We start from the raw sequence: 22,312 nt of genomic DNA on the forward strand, positions 1-22,312 counted from the left end.
TAGAATGATCCGCGTTATTATCTCGCTTTCGGGACGATAACGCTTTCTTCATCCTGAATGATAAATATTTCTTCAACCGGCTTCCCAAAAACCCTCGCCAGCTTGATAGCCAACACGGCCGAGGGGATAAACTTGCCGGTCTCTATCGCATTGATGGCCTGGCGTGAAACATTCACGCGGTCGGCCAGCTCCGCCTGCGTCATCCGCCTGATCGCACGCTCGACGCGCAGCGTATTTTCCAGTTTGTCGTTTTGCGCACTCAATCCTGACCAGGCTTAATATAAATGACAGCATAATAACGCAGCGCATAGGCAAGCAAAAAAGTGCCGCAAGCCAGCCCAATGATGGCTTGAAAGGTGTTTTCTATCCGATACCCGGGCGTAAAATAGAAATAGGCAAAGGCCGCCAGGCCGGTCAGGAACTGCGCAGATGCGGCAAACTGGATTGATTCCAACCGGATCTTGTAGCAGTACTCGTCGGGCTCTCTGGCCATAAACACGGCAATGATCCCCAGCACGAGGAAACATAATGAAGCGTTGCCGAATACAGCATTCACTTCCCGGAAATCGGACGGATAGGGATAAGAACCATCCGGAAATGTGTTGCCAGACGAAATGACCCTGTACACATTGATCAACCCCCCGGTGGAAGCCACGCAATAACCCAGCAGCCCCGCAAGGGCCACGCATACACCTATTGCCCGATACCGGGACGGAAATAGCAGCACCATTATCTTGAACGTTTTGTGATTTTTCAAATGTAATATATGATTTACAAAATGTAAAGTAAACATTACATTTTTTCTGAGCCCTGCTTAGCCTTCCGCTTGCGCCGATTTCACTGAACAGGATGAATTTGAGCCGGAATACTGTATCTTAGGGCATTTTCCATGTTTGTTTTCCCAATAGGCAGCAGTTATGAAAGAGTACTTTATCCGTTTCTTCACCTTCAACAACTGGGCGAATAAAGCCGTCACCGAATTCATTTCAACAAACGATATCAGGGATGAACAGGTCTTGCTGTTTGCTTCCCATCTGGCGCATGCACAACGAAACTGGTATTTCAGGGTAACAGGTCAGCAAAATGATGTTCCGCTCTGGACACCGCTGCCGCCTTCCTCCATCGCATCGCAGCTGGCGGAGAACGGGGTACTTTGGCTCTCACACCTGAGTGAATTGCAAGATCTTGATTTTCAATCCAAACTGGCCTACAAAAACATGGCCGGGGATCCTTACCTGGATAACCTGGCGGATATTCTGACACACCTGGTCAACCACTCGACGTACCACCGCGGGCAGATCATCTACCTCATACGCGCACTGGGTATAACGCCGCCCGGAACCGACTTCATCCTTTTTGCGAGACAATTCCACTGAGGAGCGGATCGTGAAGGGCGCGAATGATGCTGAAACGAGCCGGAGTCAAACTCCGGGGAAGGTCAGGTCACGACCGGTGTACCCGGGTCCCTCGTCTGGTCCGTTGGGGAGTCGAGTTATCCGGTCCGGCAGGTACACTTCCGCGACGCAGCCTTTCTTCGAAATTTGTCTTTTAAATTGGGGTCGAAAAGCTGCGTGCGTAAACTTGCCGGAGAATGTAACTTCATTCACAAGTGTCTGAGGAAATTGTTATATTGAAGTCAAATCATACATTTTCCTAAATCTGCATTGCAATGAGAATACGCCCACTCTTCGCGATTCTGCTAAAACTTTGCATGGGTGGTGCTTGTTTTCTGATTTTGGTGAATGCAATAAATGCGCAGCCGGGTAATGATTTGCGAAAGTCGAAGGCAAACCTGAGGTTCGAGCAGGCCAGGGACTCGCTGGCCAAGGCGCTGGCCGGGCAAGATTCCATGAAGATGGCGGAATGTTATTATATTTTGGGAAAAAGTTATATCGGCCTGGAAAATTTCATCCAGGCCAGGCACAACCTATTGCGATCCATAGCGATCCGGGAGCGATATGGCCCCTCGGAGGAAATAGCCAGGGCCTACATGCGGCTGACCGAATGCGAACTTTACGAAAAAGACAAAATTAACTTTGACAATGCTACCCGGTATTTACGGCAAGTGCTGTATAATTCCCAAAGAGCCAAATCTCATTTCGGCTTAATGAACGCATACCGCGGAATGGCGTCCATACATGTATTGGGCGCAAAAATGCGGAAAATGGGCATAGAATTGCCTTTTTCTCCATCTATTGACAGTATTCTCTACTATCAGAACAGCGCCCTGAAAATAGCGATCGCCCTGCGTAAGCCGATCGACATTGCGCTTGGCTACGATTTGCTCGCAGATACCTGGTCCTATTTGGGGAATTATAAGCAGGGGATTTTGTATGAAAAGCAAGCAATATCCCTGTACAAAAAACTGGGCAGAGCGGAAGCGAATATTGAACCCTATATGCAGCTCGGAATAAGGTACCTGGAAATGCGGCAATACAAATTAGCTAAGCATTGGCTTGACAGATCAAAAAGTTTGTCGGATAGCTGCAACTGGCGGACTTACACTTACGCATCGGCACTGGCACATTCCTATTCAGCCTATTTTATGGCTGCCGGAGATTCAGGGAAAGCGATGAGTTACCAAAAAGAAGAATATGAACAGAAGCTCAAAGGTGAAGAATCGTATCGAAAGGCAGCCGTTGACGGGATCACGGTATCCCTGGAAAATGATCGGAAAGGGTACCAGCTCGCGTTGCAGGAGAAGGAGCTGGAGAACAGGCGTGAAAAGGCCAGACTGCAATCCTGGCTGATTTTTTCGTCGGTTTTGTTGTTCGTGCTGGCATGCGTCGTCGCAGTTTTGTCTCATCGCCTTTATAAGCGCTACAAAGCGAAAAGCCACAAGAATGAACATCTGTTTTTAGAACAAAGTCACCGGATCAAAAACAATCTGCAGACAATTTCCGATCTTTTGCAATTGCAGCTCGGCGATCTGAATGAGCCGAAGGCTATTCAGGTGATAGCGGAGAGCGTACTTCGTGTGGAGGCCATGTCTTTCATTCATAAGCGTTTGTATGGGAAAAACAGGAGCATTGAAATCGAAATCTCGGAGTATGTCAGGGATTTGGTTAACAGCGTCCTGCGAAGTTACCATGCCTCCGATGTCATGGTAGATTATCAAATCGAAAAGATTCTTCTCCATGCGGATAAAGCCATACCTTTGGGGTTAATCATAAATGAACTGGTCAATAACGCCTGTAAGCATGCACTTGCCGCCCAGCCCAAACCGCGGTTGTCGGTGGGTTGCTATGAAGTGGGCGATGACATTTTCTTGTACTTTGAGGACAATGGCCCTGGATTCGAGGCTCAAAATGCGAAAGACTCATTTGGATTGGAGCTGATCCGGATATGGGTTGCCAATCTTAAAGGGGAGTCATCATTTACTTTTGGAGCAGGGACACGTTTTACATTGTTTTTTAAAAAAAGGATGAAAATGGGCCGGAACTATGAGTCGGAATTTATGCGATGAATTGAAATGATGAAATCTACTTCCCGAATTCTGATTGTTGAGGACGACAATCTGCTGGCTAAGCGAATAGAGAAAGACCTGATCAACGAGGGGTTTGAAATTACCCAAATCGTCGGCAGCATGTCGGACGCGGTAGCCAGCGCAAAAAAGGCGGCTCCTGACCTGGCCCTGATTGACATCAAGTTAGACGGTCCGGAGGACGGAATCGAGACCGGCAAAGAATTACAGAAGATCGTGGACATTCCGATTATTTACATTACCGGAGAGCCTACTTACCTGGACTTGGCCAAACGAAGTGAACCGACCCATCCGGCGGCATTTCTCGAGAAGCCGATCCGGACAAGTGAACTGATCGTTCAGGTGAACCTGGCAATGAATAACTTCTATTACGGGCTTCTTCCGTTATCGAAAAGAGCGATTTCGGACCACGTTGTTTTACTAGTTGAAAGAGAATATGTCAACGTCCGGCAAAGCCATATCCTTTTTTTGGAAGCGGACGGACCTTATACCAAAGTTTTTGTTACGCCGGAGGAGCACGAACGGCTTTATCAGAACCGGCCTTCCGGGTTCCTTTTTGCATCACCTAATCTGGGGCGTATCAGCGCCGGGCTGCAACCTTACTTTTACAAAGTATCGAGGGGGCACATCATTAACTTAATGCACATCAGCCGTCTGAGATCAGAAGAAGTCATTCTGGGCAGTCACAGGATACCGTTCCCCGAGGGAAGGAGCTCAGAATTGCTTAATAGCCTGAATGCGATTCGGAAAACGAAACACTAGCCTGTTGCGCCGTCCCTGTACGCGGCCGGTACGGAGCTATCAAACTGGTTCATGCAAAAAAAGACCTGTTTCGTGCACCCGTTTCCGGCTTTGGACGTCTGTTTGGAGAACGGGTTGATTAAAAGTAGTTACTTGAGGTGGTTTTAATGAAATCCTGTTGTTTGCGTTTACATATATGCGTTAGTTAGCGCAATGCATCGTCACGGCTTGTCAATCCTCCTCTTAATTTTTTGAAATGAGAAACTTTACCCTCTCGTTGATGTGCTTGGTATACACGACCACTTATGCACAGAAAGTGAAAATTGCGCCCGCAATAGGCCCCAATGCCACAATCACCAACATGTCGAAGGCGAGCCGTGATGACACAAAGGCGGCCGCGGGCAATTCGGGTGGTAAAGCAAATTTCCCCCCCTTTTTTAAGTTTCAGGCAGGAGCGCTGATCGACTATGCGCTGAACGAATCCTTCGGGCTGCAATCCGGCTTGCTGATTAATTACAAAGGGTGGAACGTAAAGTCCAGCGGAACCTATTCGGGAGTCGAGGTAACGATCTCGGCAAGGCAAACATTCACTTACCTCGAATTGCCCCTATGGGCTACCTACAGGATCGGGGACAATGGCTTAAAGCTGATCGGAGGCCCCGTCGTAGGGGCGGCACTGGGTGTGAAGGAAAAAAGGAAGGGAGCGGGAAACGGACGAACGGAAACCCAGACTATCAAGGGGGCGATCGGATCGGATCCCGAGGACGATAATGCCAGACCTATTGATTTGAGTATCAGCCTGGGCCTGGCCAGGGAGATAATGATTGCCGACAGGGCTCTTGAGCTTTCGTTGAACGTGCAGCCTTCCATCACCAAATGGAATCCGTCGTCCAGGCTTGACTCGCAGCGGTTTGGGAGACATTTTGTGGTGGGTCTGCGGGCCGCGTATTTCTTTCCGATCCATTGATACAATTCCAGTCTAGACAGGTTGTTTACCTACTGTTATGAAAATTGATAGCATTACCAGACTGCTTTATGCGCTCTTTTGCAGCATTCTTGTTATTTCCTGCATTACCAAGCAGCCAGATGCGCAGGGCGTGGAGGACCCCGCATGCGGCAATGGCCTGGTGTCGCGATACATCAGGAAGGAAACCACCGGACAGAACTATGTATATGAATACAACTACCAGTACACGTTCGACTCCGAAAATAGAATTGCCCAAGTAAAGATGACAATGGGCGGCTCTCATTATAATGGGTTGACAGAGATAAATACCTTCACCTATGATAGTGAAGGATACCTGACGTCCCGGATATCGAGTCTGGAAAACCTTCAGGCGAATATTGATACCTATGACATCAAAGATGAATATTACACTTATGCGAATGGGCGGCTGGTGAAAACCACGGGAGTTATTAAATCCTACACGAAGAACGGGTGGACGGGGACATATCCCATTAAGGACAGCTACGAGTATAATTCCAAAGGAAGCCTGACCAGGCGATCGGACGCCTATGACCGTGTCTGGGTATATGAATATGACGCAAATGAGATGCTAAGCGGTTATTCTGAAATACGGTCGGGCTCCAACTCCGCTAATTCGTATACTTTCACCAATGGTCTGGTGTCGGCCAGGAAAGCACAATATGGAAATGTTACCTACGAAAACCGATATACGTACGATACCGAGCGCCAGTTGACAGAAGACAGCCAATTTCGAAACGGCGACCCATACAGCACTACCAGCTATGCTTATGACAATCAAAAAATGCCTGTAATACTGGATGGCGAACAATGGTACGTGGCCCCGATCGCCTTTAAAGGGCATCCGACAGTTCCGTCCCTGTTCGGAATTCGAAAACATAACCAGGTGTCACAGACCTATAATGGGTTCAAATCTCAGGAGTACACGTTGACGTACGATGGAGAGGGATATCCCATGCAGATTAATTCGCGAATGAATATCGACAGATACACCGGAAAAAGCGATAACGCAGAAACTACTATCGAATACTGTAAATAGGTCATCATCTGATTATGCAAGGTTCTATACTCTATGTCGATCAGCAATACGGTTTTTTGCAGGGATCTGACGAAAACCGCTATTACTTTACAGACAATGACTGGCGTGGCACCGGCGTTCCGCAGGCAGGCCACATCGTCGACTTTCAGGCCGACGGACAAAACGCGCGTGACGTGTACCCGCGGGTTGATTCCCCCGGTTGGCGCGCCGCCGCTCAGGCCGGTCCGGATAACTATTCTGCCGCTGCCAGACCAGCCTCGCCTGCGCCGCAGTCAAAACCCGTATACAATATAGGGTTGTCTGCTTCCGCATTAATTTTGTTAATGACCCTGGTCATTCCGTATGGGGATATGTCCGTAAAGTATCGATTTACCGACACGGGTTTCCAGGGCTTCTATTTCATTTTCCCGGTTGCATTGCTGATCGTTTCCATTTTAGGATTACCCCGGCTTTTCCCGTCACTGATCTGGATGTTGTGTGTCAGTGCGACGGTGATGTCCATTATAGACGACGACAGTCTTTTTTCCCGGGTCAGCAACTTACGTGAGCAAGCGCGAGCGGCATCGGAGACTTTTGGTTCCGTGTTTGGAACTGCGGCCGGAGACACAGTACGGGGGCAATCGCCGGCTATCATGGACCATTTGAATGCGGGCTTCTTTTTGCATGTATTGGCGCTTCTTTCTACCGGGGTATTGGTGCTTTTTTTTAAATATGAAATCAGGGCCAGCAGGATTCAGGTCCAGGGGCTCAGTGATTTGAGTGCCGCCGATCTGACCAATGCGGGTCGGGGCTTACTAGAAGGAGTAGAGCGACTTACCGGGCAACAGGTTCCTACGAAGCAGGAAACAGGCGGGTTCTTTCGAAGCTTTCTGACATTCAATAAAATGATCGCACCTACGATCATCACCGTGATGTATTATCTCAATCTTGCCTTTGTCGTTTTTGTTGGAATCGGGCTGATCTTCTCAGGGTTGTTTGTGCAGCGTTACGGTGGGGGCATGATTGCATTGTATGGTCTGTTGCTACTGTTGTTGGGCCCGCTGTGGGTGCGATTGATCGCGGAATTCTTCATCGTTATTTTCAAGATACACGAACGTTTGACGCGTATCGACGAGAAGACGGCGGGCTAATGAACATGCCATCCCGTTGAAGTTCCAGTTTTATCTTGATTTACCACATGCAACACTTGTCGCCCGGGTTCCCGCTCGAACCCCACCTGATACTCGCAGAAGAGTTGCCCGTACCGCCCAACGCGGAGTTTCGCATATGGCGGGCCTTGCGTGCCGACCTTGGTAAAATGGTGATTGTGAAGATTTTCCCGGACCACCATGTTCTGGTTACTGAAACGGGTTTTACGCCGAAAGCGCCTGGTGATACTTGGGCCGTCAGGCGGGAACCTGAAAAGCCGGGATGGGGTATGGGGCGGCCAGGTGACGCTCCCACGCCCGGACATCCGGCCAGCCAGCGCACATCGGGATTTGAGAGGCCGGATGGTCAGGTGCCAAAGAAGGTTGCCACAAAGCCCTGGCCGGTGTGGTGGGGCCTGACGGCGATCATTTTTTCGGGGCTTGCAGTTGGCGTCGGATACTGGTACTGGTTATATCGATCCGACGGGCCCACCGGTGACGGTCCGCGGGAAATCGACAACCGGCGCAGTCAGGAAATTTTTGATAAAAATAAAAGGGACCAATATCATACGGATTCGTCCGCTATGGCAAAGAAAAGGCAAACGGAAGCTTTCGGAGCGGTGCATGCGGATACGACGGCCGTCGTGATCATCCCTCCCGATGACATTCCGCCCGCAGCCTCCGAGCCAGCGAAAGAAGGTGAAGTGCAGGTCCTCCGGCAAACGTCGGAGCCCGTTAAGAACAGGACGTCGCAATCCGGGGAATCAGCCCATTCTTCGCCCGGCGAAAGGCCGAAAAAGAAGGTGCGAAAGGACACGGGTGTATTTGTACAGGATGAAAATCTTTAACCGATATGAAAATTTTAAAATGGGTTTTGACACTTAGCCTGGTCTTTTGGACAGGCCAGTTGATGACGGGATGTGTGTCTGCAAAGCGAAAATCCCAAAAAGCAGCGACGGCTCAGCGGGGAGAGACCCGAAAAGCGGAGCAAAAGGCCGCAGAAGTACGCAACAAATCGGAACAAGCGGTGAAAGAGCAAAAAATATCCGGCTCAGCTCATGAAAGAATAGGTACTTACATTGAATCGCAGCAGGACAGTATGAGGATGGATGAGGCCGCCCTTGAAGGAGCGTTGACGGACCTGCAGTCGGCTGGAAAGCGTGGCCACAAATCTGTTCCCGATGCGGTGCGGGACGTGGACTTTGTCATTGCCGAATCTGCCAGAAGATTACGCGCATTTGAAGCGAAGACCGCCGTTATTCTGGACTTTCTGGACAGCGACACATTTAGCAAGTCAGAGATGAACACATTGTTCCCCACCGGTGAATATCGTCTCAAACCGGCTCAGGTAAGGCAAGGAGTCAAAATGTTTGCCCCAACTGTGGAAAAACTCTTTCAGTTTTCGGAAAAATATAAGGGCTCCTTCAAAAACCTTGAAGGAGAGATCGTGATCACGGGTTATTCGGATGCCATGCCTGTGGAGACTGGATCGAGGCTATACACCGACCTTGCCTCGCGTCTCGGTCGCGATGACCAAATCCGGGAGCCTACGACTTCGGAGATAAACCGGAAGCTATCCGAGCTTCGTGCCGAATCGGTGAAAACCATTGTTGAGGATATTCTTAAAGACAAGAAAAACAAAGACGATTTTCTCAATATCTCCGTCAGGATGCTCGGCCGGGGGGAAGAACTTCCGCCATTTCTCACGGGTACTGTCACCCGGGACGACAAACGAAGACGTATCGTTACTTTTTATTGGGTTGTGCTCCCGACACTGTGAGCCCCGGATAAGTCTAGCTCCATTACATTATTAATTTGAAATCTGTATGAAGAGAAAAGCCCTGATTTTCCTGATCGCCCTCGGACTGTCGGCTTGTAAAGATACAATCGAGATAGACGCCGACAGGCTTGCCGAAATTGCCTGTGAAGGAAGTCGAACCAGCGATGAGAAGGAGAAGGAGGAATTGCACGATCAATTTCAGGAGTTTGAAAAACATCTGAAGTTGAAGTACAAAGGCCGTGACGGGGACATCCTTCGCATATATGACCTGTATTTCGCGCAGCTGAAAGATTGTCTTGGATATATCCCCGCCAAATAGGTTTGTCGGATAGATATGTCGGTCGGCCTTGGAAAGATAAGTCTAACTAACCTTTAAATCTTCATGAATATTTTCAATGATGTCAAACGATTTGTTTATGCAGTGGCAGCAATAGTTGCGTTGGTTTGCTGCCAAAAATCAACGGTCGATAAGGAAGTCTCGTCATACTTCCTTGAGGCAAATATCGACGGGCAACCCTTCCGGTGGGAGGGGATCGAGGATTATGTACATGAGGTGAAAGCAGATCTGCTCATGGGAGGTGCCTATCCGGGAATCCACATTTCGATCCAGCGCTCCGAACATGAATATTTCTTTTTCGGAACAGACGGCGAGTATACCGGCGGGACAGGGAGTTATCCGGTCCTGGGCGCGTATGTAAAACCAAGCCGTTTCGCAGAGTATGCATCCGGGATTTATAATGGTTCGGAGCGACCAACGAACGGGAGATTTGAAATTACAAAGGCAACCGAAGCCGTCATCGAGGGCACATTTTCCTTTGATGTTTACAGCGACAAAGGGCATGGTACCAACAAAATATCGGTAAAAAATGGCCGGTTTCGCTTGAAATACTAGAAGTATGGATTTTAAAAGCTGCCGGCCTTTTTCGGGAGGCTTCCGTATCGACACCAAAACCAGCCATTTGATTATCATTTACCTGATGCTGCTTGCGTGCGGGCAAGGGTATGGACAAGATTCTCCGGCTCAGGCCCGGCCCCTTCGCAGCGCTTTCGGGATGAGTGGCGGAATGGCTTACCGGCAAGCATCACCGGATCCGTTGCTAGAGAATGGACTGATGTCGATTTTTACTTACCGGGGCAAACCTCAGTCAGACTGGTTTGGAGACTATTATGCAATCAACGAAAAAGGGCAGGTAAAAAAAGTTTTTTTCAGGGAGATTGATTTTGACCTGAATGCCCGCTATACGCTTTTCAACGAACGGGATGGCGGATGGTATTTCAACGCCGCATGTACTTTGCATAGGTACAGTTTTTCGTTTCAGAACGATCCGTCGTTTCAGTTTAAAGGATATGACCTTTCGATCAGAAACGGGGACCTGGAAACATGGGGGATGCAAGTTGGTGTGGCCCGATTCTGGCCTTATTTCCAGGAAAAGCACATTCGTTTTTTCTTTCGGTTGGGCGGGTCATATTATTTTCGACATACCCTTGGCGGATTCAATATTCCGGCAAACGAGTCTTATGTGCAAAATTTTGTTGAGAACGGAACGGGATTTACAGTCAGTTACGGCGACAGGGAGCGGCATGTCTTCGCGTTTGTTCCGGAGATTGGAATGACCCTTAATGATAAGCCGGTAGAAATCGCATTGTATGCGCATGTTCCGTCGAAACAGTATGTTTTCCAGGAAAAGTATAATTTCTATCGACAGAAGCGCTTACTCGATGAAACGTATATCTCTTACAGTACATTTCATACGGCAGTGATCCTGAGGGTAGGCTTTACCTTCTTCAAAACTTACAGATCCGAGCGTAGGCCGGATCCTTCAAAAACCATTGTACCGGAACCTGTCAGGTCGGATACTGATTTTGACCGAGCCACAAACACCCGGCCATTTGAACTTAAGATCTTATTCGAAGAAGGTAAAAGTGAGCTCATGGAGGTATCGTTCGAGAAGCTGGATAAGCTTGCCGACTGGTTATTGGCCCACTCTTCGGTCGTGATTCAGCTCAATGGCCACACGGATCGGATAGGTGACCCGCGTTTAAATCAGAAACTGTCAGTGGATCGGGTAGTGGCGGTCAAGAATTACCTCACTTTGCGCGGCGTGGCATACAACCGGGTCGAAATCAAGGGCTTTGGCGATACGCGGCCGTTGGACAAAAACTGTCCATCCCCCTGTCCGTCCAACAGGCGGGTGGAAATGATTATTTTAAAAAGGTAATTGCCTGGGTAAAAGTGAATAAATTCTGTCGCATTGCCTCCGGGGGAAAGCAAAAAAGGCATGATCACGCTCTTCACAAGCATGTAATGACTTGCGGAGACCCGGTGGTATGCGGATATCAAAAAGTTTTTGCAATGCCGCGAAAAAAGTAGGCCAATGCCACATTGGGGACCCAACATAACCATGCGACGATCACGTACGCTTGGGTAAAATCGTGATAGACCCACATCAGAACGGGCATCCATAGACGGAGTGTCACAGCGGCAAAACAGGTAGCGTAACTAATCATCATTGCTTTGCGATGCAGGTCCAACTGCCCTTTTCGAATACTCACATAGCCCTGCCAGGTGCTGCTAAACCATACGCAGGCAAGGCTGAAAAACCCAGCCATGGCTATGATTCCACCATTAGCATAAAATGCAAGGTACCCGGCTGACAAAGAGCTGCACAGCGCCAGCATTACATACCATTTTCCAATACGACGATGGACGACAGGCCTTTCACGTCGGATCTTTTGGTTGAACTGAGCCCACCCGGTTAACAGGGCAAGCCCACCACAAACGATGTGCACGTAGAAAGCGAAGTTCCAGGGAATACTTGCTAAAAGCACGTCACCTTTGGAGGGTAATATCCCAAAGCTATCCCACAGGAAATACAGGACAGGATAAAGGCCTATGGCCGTCGCCAGTACAACGGCCAGGATTTGACCGGATTTACGAAGTATTGTTTGCGTGCGCATTGCTTTTTTTGCCTACTTGCCAATCTGATGCTTTTATTGATGTCAAAGTTGCGCGGTAGCCTGGAACATTTGTAGCGGTACTGTATATTAAGTAACAGGGCGGTTTCCTGATTTTTGCCACCGTGTCGCATTGCGTGTGACCGTCAACGATGGTTATCGGGATGGCCCGGCACATGGAATGAATTTGTCCGCGGCACTTTCTGGCTGAATGTCAAATAATTTTGTAGTATTGAAAATTCCGCTCGGGCTGGTTCGGAAAGGCTGTTGCTGGCCGTTTTCCCGTTTGCAGGGTCGGGGACGCGCGAAGCCTGAGTTCAAATGTCAATATGCTCAAAAATTTATGGCAGACCAACACATACAGGCTGAATGGGGAAAATTCGGCCACTTGTTCAGGCGGGAAGAAATTCCTGCAAAAACAGTGCTGCTCGACGAAGGGGAGGTCGCCAAAAAGGTTTACTTTATTGAAAAAGGATGCCTTAGGCTCTCGTTCAATAAGGACGGCAAAGACATTACTTTTCAGTTTTTCTTCGAAGGAGAGGGGGTGTCATCGGCGGAAAGTTTTCGTTACAACCAGCCAAGTCTCTATGCGGTCGAGAGCCTGGAACCTTCCGTCCTGCATACGCTTACCAAAAAAGACTATTTCGAGATCATCGAAGCATCACCGCTGATCAGGGAGGCGATGGAAGAGCAAACCCTCCAGCGGCTGCTGTACATGGAAAAACTCTTTCTTTCGAGAATCAAAAACAGTCCTGAAGAAAGATACAAAGAGTTGCTGGAACAGCGTCCGGAAATTCTTCAAAGGGTGCCTCAGTATTACATTGCCTCTTTCCTGGGTGTTACTTCGGTTTCCTTGAGCAGGATCAGGAACAGAAGGTAGGATTTATTAACAATTGTTATCGCCCGCCGGATGCATGGTGCCGATTTTTGTAATGTCAACAGTTTCACATTCAAAATTTAGAAATCATGCAACCATTTAAAATTGAAATCTCCGGCAAAGACATTGATTATCTCAAACAAAGACTTGCCAACACCCGCTGGATAACCCCGACTACGCAGAGCGGATGGGAAAAGGGCGTTCCGGTTGACTATTTACAGGACATCGCAGGCTATTGGCTGAATGAATTCGACTGGAAAAAGCAAGAGGCTGCTCTGAATCAATATCCGCATTTCATTACCGAAATTGAAGGACAGAATATTCACTATTTGCACATTAAATCGCCGAGGGCAAATGCAGTTCCCTTAATGCTGATCCATGGCTGGCCGGGATCATTCGCGGATTTCACCAGGGTGATAGAGCCGCTTGCAAATCCCCAGGACCCCGGCCAGATTGCATTTGACCTGGTTATTCCTTCCATTCCGGGCTTTGGCTTCTCGGTGCCAGTCAAAGAAAAAGGTTATAACATGATCAGGATAGCAACGACTTTCGCCACTTTGATGGACCGGCTGGGCTATGCAAAATTCGCCGTGCACGGAGGCGATATGGGCGCCGGCATCGCGGGGATCATGTTCGGGGTTGCAGCGTATAGCCTGATCGGTACACACATCAATTCAGACTTTTTCGCCGTAGCCGGGCTCGGTATGTTCCCTTCCGACCAGTCATCTTTTACGGATGCAGAAAAAGTCAGGCTGGAACGGATGAAACAATACAAAAAAGACGGCACGGCCTATCTGGAAATACAGGCCACCAGGCCTGATACGATCGGTATTGCGTTGGCGGACAGCCCGGTAGGGCAGTTGGCCTGGATGGTTGAAAAATATAAGGAATGGACCGATGAGGACAAACAACTGCCGGAGGACGCCATTGGTTTGGACCAAATGTTGACGAATGTGTCGTTGTACTGGTTCAATCAGCTGGGGGCGTCGAGCGCGGCGATCCTCTCCGAAAATATGAGCATGGCATTTGATTGGGGCGGCGGCGATTCACAGGAAGCCAGCCAGTGGACACCTCCAAAGGTGCCGTCCGCTATGGCTTGTTTTGGTAAAAAAGAAGATGAAACCCTTTTGAAAAAGCTGACCAGCTTCATGGGGGAACCCGACAGATGGTCTTTTTATGACAAAGGATGCCATTTCCCCGCGATGGAAGTCCCCGATTTGCTGGTAGACGATATCAGGCATTTCTTCTCAGCTATTCCCAAATAATAAACAATGCAACACGGATTCGGCCGGGTGCAATGTCTTCTTGAAATAGCTGTTGAGCCTCGTGACCGATAAGTAACATCCCCATCGGGGTGTCTTTGATGAACCGCGACGCCCCGATTTAAATTAATCGGCCAAACTGATTTCCACAACCCCGGATTTTCCGTTTTCGCCATACTTCCTGATCCCGTCAGATTCATTCAAACTGACCAGATTGTATTTTTTCTCCAGGAGCGTGACGGTCTCGTTTTGTTTCACCGGTACACCATCGACAACCAGATAATTTACCTTATTCAGAAATGTGAATTTGCCGCTGCCGGTAAACTTGTTTCTGGTAACGTTCACCTTAACCTGATCTCCCAAAAAATACAATTTACCGTCGTCCCCCGACCAAAAAAGTTTCGACGCGTAGAATGAGCCTGACGGCAAATCGGAATTCCGTTCGCGAACCGGCCTGTCGTTTTCCGGCTTTGTTGCGGGTTCCGCGATGCGACTGATCATTACCTGGTGGTTTTTAAATACATTCGGTAACTCTGTCGATAAACCAGCCGTGTCCAAAGCCAGACTTGCCACCAGTAACCCTCCCAAAGTGCTTAGATTTTTCATCGATTCTGAATTTTTAGTTTTTTCAACTATGATGGGATTTTCAGAAATGGTGGCAGGGTTGGGGTCGGAAAATAAAAGGCTGTCGGTCATTTCCTTTCCTGAATTGAAACCGGGAACTCTGATGTGCGTTGCACCGGCTGTCGGGTAATTTACCGGAATCATATCTTTGCTGTCGCCAGGGGCACGCATTTCAGAGCCACCCGTCAGGAACGCAGCGGTAGCGATGGTCATAACCCCGGTTTTTAGATAAGTCGTATAGGAAATACCGGAAGGTTTGAAATTCGGAACAGGAGTATCGGACGCACTAAAATTAAGAGAATGCTTCGTTTGGGGTTGAATGGCAAGGCTACGCAGCTTTCCCGCAACCAGGTGATCGATATTGCGGATTGGAAAGGAGACCATCAACCAGATCAAACCTCTTTTGCGCCCCCTGTTCTTCCTGAGTTTCTGATCGAGAAGTTCCCGGATCTTTTTTCGGGCCCGTGCCAAATGCGACTTCGACGTCCCTTCGCTGATACCGAGCCGGGCAGCGATTTGAGCGTGCGTAAAATTGTCGACGACATAGAGATTAAATACCAGCCTGTGATGCCGGGGCAAATAACCTATCACCTCCAATAGCTCCGCCTCGGAAAAGCCGTGCTCGTCGCCGACCGGGTTTTCCTCCTGAAGCTCATCGGCAATGGTCAGGTAAGCATGGGATTCCTCCCATTTTTCTTGCCTCTTTTGCTCCCGCAGGTATTGCAAGGCCACATTGACGGCGATCCGCCTCAGCCATGCCTCAAAAGGCCCTTTGTTTTCAAAACTGGAAACTTTATGGATCGCAACCAGAAACGCGTCATGTGCCAGGTCCTCGGCTGTCTGCCGGTTTTGCGTATACCGACAACAAACGCCGATCATTTTAGCGATGTTTTGTCTGTAAGTGACCTCCCAAAAACTGTCCGACATGTTATACATGATTGAAATTGTGCCTTTCAATGATGCGTTTTTTTCAAATGGTTGCAGTTAATATAAATAATTCTCTTGGGGCCTCGGATTTTGCGGTATATCGGTGCAATGCTTTTATTTAGCAATCACAATTCTTGTATTAGAAAGTCCGTTTGAAGTGTTATGGCAACGAACGGTTGAAAAAATAGCCCGGTAACTACCATTTAATCCATGATCAGCTTACAGTCCCGGAATTTTCCTGGAAAAATTGAAAGTGTACAAAACATGATAAAAATAACGACCGCAGTTCTGTTACTGATTGCGCATTGGCCGGTTGTCGCGCAAAATCTGGATGCACCGTTTAAAGAATGTAATCTGGAAGGCAGCATCACCATCTATGACTACAAGAATAAAAAATGGATTTTCAGCGATCCAAAAGATTCCGAAAAACAAACATTGCCAGCCTCAACTTTTAAAGTTATTAATTTATTGATTGCTCTTGAAGCCGGAACTATCCCCGATGAACAGGCGATCATCAAATGGCCTGGGAAGACCGATACGACGCTATACGGATACCGACCGGAAATTTATAAAGATATATCGGTCAAAGAGGCATTTGAAGTTTCGGCCGGTTGGGCCTTCATTGAAATGGCTAAAAAGATAGACAGGAAAAAATACAGCGAATACCTGAAACGCGCTGGCTATGGAAACGGAAATCTTTCCGAACCAGGGGACGACTTCTGGAACTTTGGTCCGTTTGGAATATCACCTAAAAATCAGGTGGAATTTCTTGTGAAAGTATTTGAAGGCAAAACCCCGTTTTCTAAAAGGAATGTGGACATCCTGAAGAGCGTGATGATCAACGAGAAAACAGAAGATCATACGCTTCTGGCAAAAACGGGCTGGACAAGAGCAAACGATCAGGATCTGGGTTGGTGGGTTGGATACGTCGAGAAAAAGAACAACGCATTCTTTTTTGCTACGCGCGTAAGTAAAAAGCGCGCTACACCGAATCCAAATTTCGGCAGCTGCCGAAAAACCATAACCCGACAACTGCTGGCGGAAATGGGTGTACTGTAAAAATCACCTATACCTGTGACGGAATACCCGCTTGCACCGACAAATAAAGAAAGTGAGCTAAATGGAGTAGGTCAGGTCGTTTGGGCGGTCCTTTAAAAGAGTTGGCGTGGTTTAGCGACGCATCCTGAACATAACGATCAACGGGTGATTCGAGACCATAGGGCCGTAGACACCCATTAATCTGGACTGCCAGGTTTTATGCAGGCTTTCAAATACGCGGTCTTTGGGAATCTCTACATTGAAGCCGAATGATGCGCTATCGAGCTTTGAAATGTTATAATGTTCAATAAGTTGGGTATCTGAATTTTCCAGTCTAAGGGTCGTTTCACTGTCGATGAGATGCCATTTGCCCGAGGATTTTGAGCCGTCGGTATCAGTTTGGACGAATGATCCGTCTTTCTTAAGTTTCAAATCAAATTTCGAGAAGTCTGCCAAATTTACGGGTGACTTATCTGCGTAGACAAACACCGCCTTCATATCCGTTGAAACTGACGCGAGCGTATCCATTCTGGCTAATTTGACGCTATCAACGAGCCAATCTGTTGAAACCAAAGATGTGTCAAAGAAAGATTCGTGGTTTATTTTCACGCTTTGGATTGGGTCTTTGTCCTTACAGCCGGATGTTAGCGCAAAGAAAATCGAGAGAATGATGATGTTTTTCATGGCGGCTACCTTAGTTTATGATATCAGTTTAGCTGTTTAATAGTGCAGGGATTGAACGATGTTGCATTCATAATTCCATTGTTCAACTCACATTGGCAGTGAAAGTAAAAATAATTTGGTTCACCTCTTCATTCGAAGAGTCCATTTTCTGGACTTCTCCAATTAGACGAATGAGATTTTGTATTTCGACAACTCCTGATGTCAATCCTCCGGGTTGGACGGGACGACAATGCAGCTTGTCCAGATCAACCCCTTATTTGCCCACTTGAAGCTATTTCTGCTATAACCCCAAGGTTCGGGGCGGTAGTTTTGAGCCATCAAATCGCAACAGATCTTGGAGCTCATGAAAATTAAACTACTATTCGGCAACATCAAAACTGGCCTGATGATGATGGCCTCGGTACTTTCGATTGCCACGGCCCGGTTGGAACGGGATTTCCAAAGCTGTGGCATGATGATAGTTCAGACAAGAAAGAAAAACGGGCAGCCGCAGGGTAAGGAAGATCATTTATAAAATCAAAAATCATAAAAACAATGGGAACTCATTTGAATTTCAAACGCAACCTAACACGAGTTATAGCCTTTATATTTATCGTCATGCAGTTTATCGACCCATCATCCGCAGCAGCGAAACCATTGGAGAAAACAACAGGTATCGTCACAAAAATAAACCACGTGGAGGATCCATTCGGGCGTATCAAACATATTGAGGCCGGCGTGCTGAATGTGGGCTATGTTGAAGCGGGCCCGGCCGACGGCAAGCCCGTCCTGCTGATTCACGGCTGGCCCTATGACATTTATAGTTACAAGGAAGTGTCGGAAATATTGGCAGCAAAGGGCTTCAGAGTACTCATTCCGTACCTTCGCGGTTACGGCAGTACGCAATTTCTGTCTTCCGCAACGCCCCGCAACGGGCAGCAATCAGCACTGGCGGTGGATATGATCGCATTCATGGATGCCTTGAAAATTGAGAGTGCTGTCGTGGGCGGTTTCGACTGGGGGGCGCGCACGGCAAACATTATGGCGGCGCAATGGCCGGAGAGGGTCAAAGGGCTCGTATCGGTGAGTGGATACCTGATTGGTAGCCAGCAAGGCAATATCAAGCCTTTGGACCCGAAAGCCGAACTGTCGTGGTGGTACCAATTCTATTTTGCGACCGACCGGGGACTGGCTGGTTACCAGGCCAATACGGCAGAGTTCAACAAATTGATTTGGCAGACTGCCTCGCCAACCTGGCAATTCAGTGAGGAGACCTATAACCGTTCCGCCGCCTCTTTTAAAAACCCGGATCACGTGAAAATCGTCATCGACAACTACCGCTGGCGACTTGGCCTGACAAAAGGTGAAGCCAAATACGATGAACTTGAAACGAAGCTGGCGGCAATGCCTGATATTAAAGTGCCTTCGATCACGCTTGAAGGAGATGCCAACGGCGCACCGCACCCGGATCCCAGCACCTATGCAAATCGGTTTAAAGCCCGGTATGCACATCACACCATCACCGGTGGGGTAGGCCATAATTTACCTCAGGAAGCACCAAAGGCATTCGCAGATGCGATTCTGGAAGTGGCCGGCTGGGTTAAATAACGCCTCCCGCCCGGGCAGTGGTTTTTTCACGATGCGCTTTCAATGGCCACTAGCCGGATCTGCTATATTTAATTGTTTTACAGCAAAAAGTTGATATTCTATATCTGTTACAGCCTGTTTAACCATGTTGCTTGTCAAAACTAATCAGTGAGGCTACGTCCGGGGATATGTCTGACGAGCTGATTTTTCTTCAAAGGTATGACGACTTAAAAAGGACGGTTCAAAACCGGATTGATATGCCTGACAAAAACCTTAATCAGATGATCATTTTTTCATATCAAAACAAAAGAACATTTCCGAACCGGAGAAAGAGTAACTTTCCAAAACTTTATGAAGAAGAATTTTCTGCCATTGAGCAGATCTATAAAGAGATTTTTGAATAAGTAAAACGTTGGCCTGAGCGGTTTAGCCCGCTTTTACAAAAAGTTTGAACAGGTGCCAGCCCCAATGCCAGCCGTTTGTCAAGCCACATTCGCCAGGTCGCGGCAAGCCGTGCAGGGCAGCCGCCAGCTTGGGTCGGCATTGTCATTTCTTAGCAGTTGATTAAGGAAAATTGGCATTATCGCCCGGGCGCTTTATATACAGAAACCATTGTGTTAAGTTGGTCACCTTTTACAGGGCGCGGTAGCGCGCCCGATTTCCGGACTTTTTAAACAAAAGATCACGTAAACCGATGAAAATCGCGCTTAAAAGAATAATACTCCCGATGGTTATTTCGGGTTGGTGCATTCCGGCAGGTTTTGCTCAAAAAGCTGATTCGCTGAAACTCTGGTACGCCCAGCCAGCCAAAGAATGGATAGAAGCATTGCCGGTCGGGAACGGGCATATAGGCGCCATGATTTTTGGTGGGGTGGAAGAGGAGCTGATCCAGCTCAACGAAAGCACGCTGTGGTCGGGCGGACCTGTCAAAACGAATGTCAACCCTGGCTCGGCTTCCTACCTCCCTCAGGTTCGCAAAGCGTTGCTTGAAAACCAGGACTACCAGCTCGCCAATGCGTTGCTGAAAAAAATGCAGGGTTTGTACACCGAATCGTATATGCCGATGGGTGACTTGAAAATCACGCAGGACTTCAAGGGCGCCAAACCTGAACGCTATTACCGTGATCTTCACATCGGCAATGCACTGGCCAATACGGTTTTTACCGTGAACGGCGTCGCGTATAAGCGGGAAATTCTCGCTTCGGCCCCCGACAATATCCTGGCCATTCGCTTGTCCGCCAGCAAGGCCGGGCAGCTCAACTTTCAGGTGTCGGCAAGCAGCAAGCTGCGCTACCAAACAGCTGTTTCCGATGGCAAAGAGCTGATCGTGAGCGGGAAAGCGCCTGCGCATGTGGATCCGAATTACTACAATCCGCCGGGCCGTCAGCCGATCGTGTATGAAGATACGACCGGCTGTAACGGCATGCGGTTCCAGTTCAGGATCAAGGCAGTGAACAAAGGTGGGGAGATGACTGTATCGGCTTCCGGCATTCAGGTAAACGGGGCCTCCGAGGTGATTATCTACCTTTCCGCTGCGACCAGTTTCAATGGTTTCGATAAATGTCCCGACAGCGGCGGCAAAGACGAGAAAGCGCTCGCTGCCGGTTTTATGCAAAAGGCCGTGGCCAAGAGCTATAATCAGCTTAAAACGGATCATTTGAAGGATTTTAAGTCGTTTTTTGACCGCGTCAGTTTCAATATAAAAGACACGCTGGGTGTCAATCAAAATACGCTTTTACCATCCGACGAACGTTTGAAATCCTATTCGAAAGGCGCATATGACCCTGGTTTGGAAAGGCTTTACTTCCAGTTCGGCCGGTATTTGCTGATTTCTTCCTCGCGGCCGGCGCTATCCGGCGTCCCGGCCGGGCCTCCTGCCAACCTTCAGGGAATCTGGAACAAGGAAATGCGGCCACCGTGGAGCTCCAACTACACGATTAACATCAACACGCAGATGAATTACTGGCCTGCCGAGGTAACCAACCTGTCGGAAATGCACCAACCGCTGCTTTCCTGGATTCAGGACCTTTCCAAAACGGGTGCAACGACGGCGAAGGAGTTTTATGGGGCAAAAGGCTGGGTAGCGCACCATAATTCGGACATTTGGGGCCAGTCGAACCCGGTAGGTAATGTGGGCGACGGCGACCCGGTTTGGGCCAACTGGTTTATGGGCGCCGACTGGCTTTGTCAGCACCTGTGGGAGCATTACCGGTTTACGCAAGACAAGGATTTTCTCAAAAACAAAGCCTATCCGGTCATGAAGCAGGCCGCGATTTTCACGCTCGACTGGCTAGTAGAGGACACCGACGGCTATCTGGTAACGGCCCCTTCCACTTCCCCGGAGAATCTTTTCAAAGATCCCAAAGGCGGGGAGGCAGCGGTTTCCGTTGCTACTACCATGGATATTTCCATCGTCCACGACCTTTTTTCTAACCTCATCGATGCCGCCCAGGTGCTTGGGACGGACACCGAATTCAGGAACCTGCTGATTGAAAAACGCAAAAAGCTGTATCCGCTAAAAATCGATAAAAGGGGCAGGTTACAGGAGTGGTATAAAGACTTTGAGGAGACCGACACGCTGCACCGGCACGTCTCGCACTTGTTTGCATTGCACCCGGGCCGCCGGATTTCCACCGAAACGCCGGAGTTTTTCGAGGCCGCCAAAAAGACGCTGGAAGTGCGCGGCGACGCAGGCACCGGATGGAGCAAAGGCTGGAAAATCAATTTCTGGGCGCGGTTACTGGACGGCGATCACGCTTACAAGCTGATCCGCCAGCTCATGCGATACACCGATAACTCCAAAGGCAATTCGGGCGGAGGGACCTATCCCAACTTCTTCGACGCACATCCGCCGTTCCAGATCGACGGAAATTTTGCCGGCACCGCCGGGATGGCCGAAATGCTCGTCCAGAGCCATTTATCCGAGCTCTCGATCTTACCAGCACTTCCTGCGGCGTGGAATGAAGGAAATGTGACCGGATTAAGGGCCAGGTCCGGATTTGAGCTCGATATCGACTGGAAGGACGGAAAATTGAAACAGGCCCGGATCAAATCATTAAACGGACAGCCCTGCCAGCTACGCACAAGCGTACCCATCACCGTCGCAGGTATGCAAGCGAAAAGTAAGAAGACGGGAAATGGCTATGTTACCACGGTGAGCATTAAAAAAGGTGCCGTAGTAATCGTTCGTCCGATTTAACACAACTACGCAGGCGATCTGAGA

At 48.7% G+C, this 22,312-nt stretch carries 22 protein-coding genes; 17 read left to right on the forward strand and 5 right to left on the reverse strand.

The genetic code is table 11. From position 1 onward, the window contains the following. Positions 1–17 precede the first annotated feature (17 nt). Together BP71_RS00065 and BP71_RS00070 are read right to left on the reverse strand one after the other, a co-directional pair. Positions 18–263: a helix-turn-helix transcriptional regulator gene (locus tag BP71_RS00065; protein ID WP_496375291.1), complete on the reverse strand. Its 246-nt coding sequence runs from the start codon at positions 261–263 to the stop codon at positions 18–20. After that, positions 260–757 (reverse strand): hypothetical protein, encoded by a 498-nt coding sequence (locus BP71_RS00070; protein WP_496375293.1) that lies wholly within the window; start codon positions 755–757, stop codon positions 260–262. The genes BP71_RS00065 and BP71_RS00070 overlap by 4 nt, the downstream gene beginning before the upstream one ends. A gap of 160 nt (positions 758–917) precedes the next feature. Between BP71_RS00070 and BP71_RS00075 the strand changes: the two genes are divergently transcribed. The 11 genes from BP71_RS00075 to BP71_RS00125 all read left to right on the forward strand — a co-directional run bounded on the left by BP71_RS00075 (position 918) and on the right by BP71_RS00125 (position 11,375). After that, entirely contained in the window at positions 918–1,376 is a 459-nt protein-coding gene (locus BP71_RS00075; protein ID WP_496375295.1) for a DinB family protein, read from the forward strand. Positions 1,377–1,669: 293 nt separating this feature from the next. Next, positions 1,670–3,466 (forward strand): sensor histidine kinase, encoded by a 1,797-nt coding sequence (locus tag BP71_RS00080; RefSeq protein ID WP_496375297.1) that lies wholly within the window; start codon positions 1,670–1,672, stop codon positions 3,464–3,466. A gap of 6 nt (positions 3,467–3,472) precedes the next feature. Further along, complete coding sequence (locus BP71_RS00085) at positions 3,473–4,246, forward strand: response regulator transcription factor (protein ID WP_496375299.1); 774 nt, start codon at positions 3,473–3,475, stop codon at positions 4,244–4,246. Between the two features lie 235 nt (positions 4,247–4,481). Beyond that, on the forward strand, positions 4,482–5,192 hold the full coding sequence (locus tag BP71_RS00090) for a porin family protein (protein WP_496375301.1): 711 nt from the start codon (positions 4,482–4,484) through the stop codon (positions 5,190–5,192). Between the two features lie 37 nt (positions 5,193–5,229). Further along, the gene (locus tag BP71_RS00095) at positions 5,230–6,249 is read left to right on the forward strand and encodes a hypothetical protein (RefSeq protein ID WP_496375303.1); all 1,020 of its coding nucleotides are present in this window, start codon (positions 5,230–5,232) and stop codon (positions 6,247–6,249) included. A 14-nt stretch (positions 6,250–6,263) separates the two neighbouring features. Further along, the gene (locus tag BP71_RS00100; protein WP_496375305.1) at positions 6,264–7,379 is read left to right on the forward strand and encodes a DUF4282 domain-containing protein; all 1,116 of its coding nucleotides are present in this window, start codon (positions 6,264–6,266) and stop codon (positions 7,377–7,379) included. 47 nt (positions 7,380–7,426) lie between these two features. After that, positions 7,427–8,224, forward strand: coding sequence for a hypothetical protein (locus BP71_RS00105; RefSeq protein ID WP_496375307.1), 798 nt, complete (start codon positions 7,427–7,429; stop codon positions 8,222–8,224). Positions 8,225–8,229: 5 nt separating this feature from the next. Further along, on the forward strand, positions 8,230–9,156 hold the full coding sequence (locus BP71_RS00110; RefSeq protein WP_496375309.1) for an OmpA family protein: 927 nt from the start codon (positions 8,230–8,232) through the stop codon (positions 9,154–9,156). A gap of 46 nt (positions 9,157–9,202) precedes the next feature. Next, positions 9,203–9,475, forward strand: a complete 273-nt coding sequence (locus BP71_RS00115; RefSeq protein ID WP_496375311.1) for a hypothetical protein — start codon at positions 9,203–9,205, stop codon at positions 9,473–9,475. Between the two features lie 63 nt (positions 9,476–9,538). Continuing rightward, positions 9,539–10,048: a hypothetical protein gene (locus BP71_RS00120; protein WP_496375313.1), complete on the forward strand. Its 510-nt coding sequence runs from the start codon at positions 9,539–9,541 to the stop codon at positions 10,046–10,048. Positions 10,049–10,052: 4 nt separating this feature from the next. Further along, on the forward strand, positions 10,053–11,375 hold the full coding sequence (locus tag BP71_RS00125) for an OmpA family protein (protein ID WP_496375315.1): 1,323 nt from the start codon (positions 10,053–10,055) through the stop codon (positions 11,373–11,375). A gap of 118 nt (positions 11,376–11,493) precedes the next feature. On the opposite strand, the gene BP71_RS00130 is transcribed toward BP71_RS00125, so the two are convergent. Beyond that, entirely contained in the window at positions 11,494–12,114 is a 621-nt protein-coding gene (locus tag BP71_RS00130) for a DUF2306 domain-containing protein (RefSeq protein WP_496375317.1), read from the reverse strand. A gap of 340 nt (positions 12,115–12,454) precedes the next feature. On the opposite strand from BP71_RS00130, the gene BP71_RS00135 reads away from it, so the two are divergent. Both BP71_RS00135 and BP71_RS00140 read left to right on the forward strand, forming a co-directional pair. Beyond that, entirely contained in the window at positions 12,455–12,991 is a 537-nt protein-coding gene (locus tag BP71_RS00135; protein ID WP_496375318.1) for a Crp/Fnr family transcriptional regulator, read from the forward strand. A gap of 86 nt (positions 12,992–13,077) precedes the next feature. Beyond that, the gene (locus BP71_RS00140; RefSeq protein WP_496375320.1) at positions 13,078–14,253 is read left to right on the forward strand and encodes an epoxide hydrolase family protein; all 1,176 of its coding nucleotides are present in this window, start codon (positions 13,078–13,080) and stop codon (positions 14,251–14,253) included. A gap of 123 nt (positions 14,254–14,376) precedes the next feature. On the opposite strand, the gene BP71_RS00145 is transcribed toward BP71_RS00140, so the two are convergent. Further along, positions 14,377–15,801 carry an RNA polymerase sigma factor gene (locus BP71_RS00145; protein ID WP_496375322.1) on the reverse strand — a complete coding sequence of 475 codons (1,425 nt, stop codon included), beginning with the start codon at positions 15,799–15,801 and terminating at the stop codon, positions 14,377–14,379. Between the two features lie 264 nt (positions 15,802–16,065). On the opposite strand from BP71_RS00145, the gene BP71_RS00150 reads away from it, so the two are divergent. Next, positions 16,066–16,860 (forward strand): penicillin-binding transpeptidase domain-containing protein, encoded by a 795-nt coding sequence (locus BP71_RS00150; RefSeq protein ID WP_496375324.1) that lies wholly within the window; start codon positions 16,066–16,068, stop codon positions 16,858–16,860. A 111-nt stretch (positions 16,861–16,971) separates the two neighbouring features. Here BP71_RS00150 and BP71_RS00155 read toward each other — a convergent pair whose 3' ends face one another. Continuing rightward, positions 16,972–17,523 carry a hypothetical protein gene (locus BP71_RS00155; protein WP_496375326.1) on the reverse strand — a complete coding sequence of 184 codons (552 nt, stop codon included), beginning with the start codon at positions 17,521–17,523 and terminating at the stop codon, positions 16,972–16,974. 343 nt (positions 17,524–17,866) lie between these two features. Between BP71_RS00155 and BP71_RS00160 the strand changes: the two genes are divergently transcribed. The 3 genes from BP71_RS00160 to BP71_RS00170 all read left to right on the forward strand — a co-directional run bounded on the left by BP71_RS00160 (position 17,867) and on the right by BP71_RS00170 (position 22,288). Further along, positions 17,867–18,037: a hypothetical protein gene (locus BP71_RS00160; RefSeq protein ID WP_496375328.1), complete on the forward strand. Its 171-nt coding sequence runs from the start codon at positions 17,867–17,869 to the stop codon at positions 18,035–18,037. An 83-nt stretch (positions 18,038–18,120) separates the two neighbouring features. After that, a complete protein-coding gene (locus BP71_RS00165) occupies positions 18,121–19,110 on the forward strand; it encodes an alpha/beta fold hydrolase (RefSeq protein WP_496375330.1) in 990 nt (329 codons plus the stop codon). Between the two features lie 673 nt (positions 19,111–19,783). After that, positions 19,784–22,288: a glycoside hydrolase family 95 protein gene (locus BP71_RS00170; protein ID WP_496375332.1), complete on the forward strand. Its 2,505-nt coding sequence runs from the start codon at positions 19,784–19,786 to the stop codon at positions 22,286–22,288. The last annotated feature ends 24 nt before the right edge of the window (positions 22,289–22,312 follow it).

Source organism: Dyadobacter ginsengisoli DSM 21015 (genome assembly GCF_059568735.1).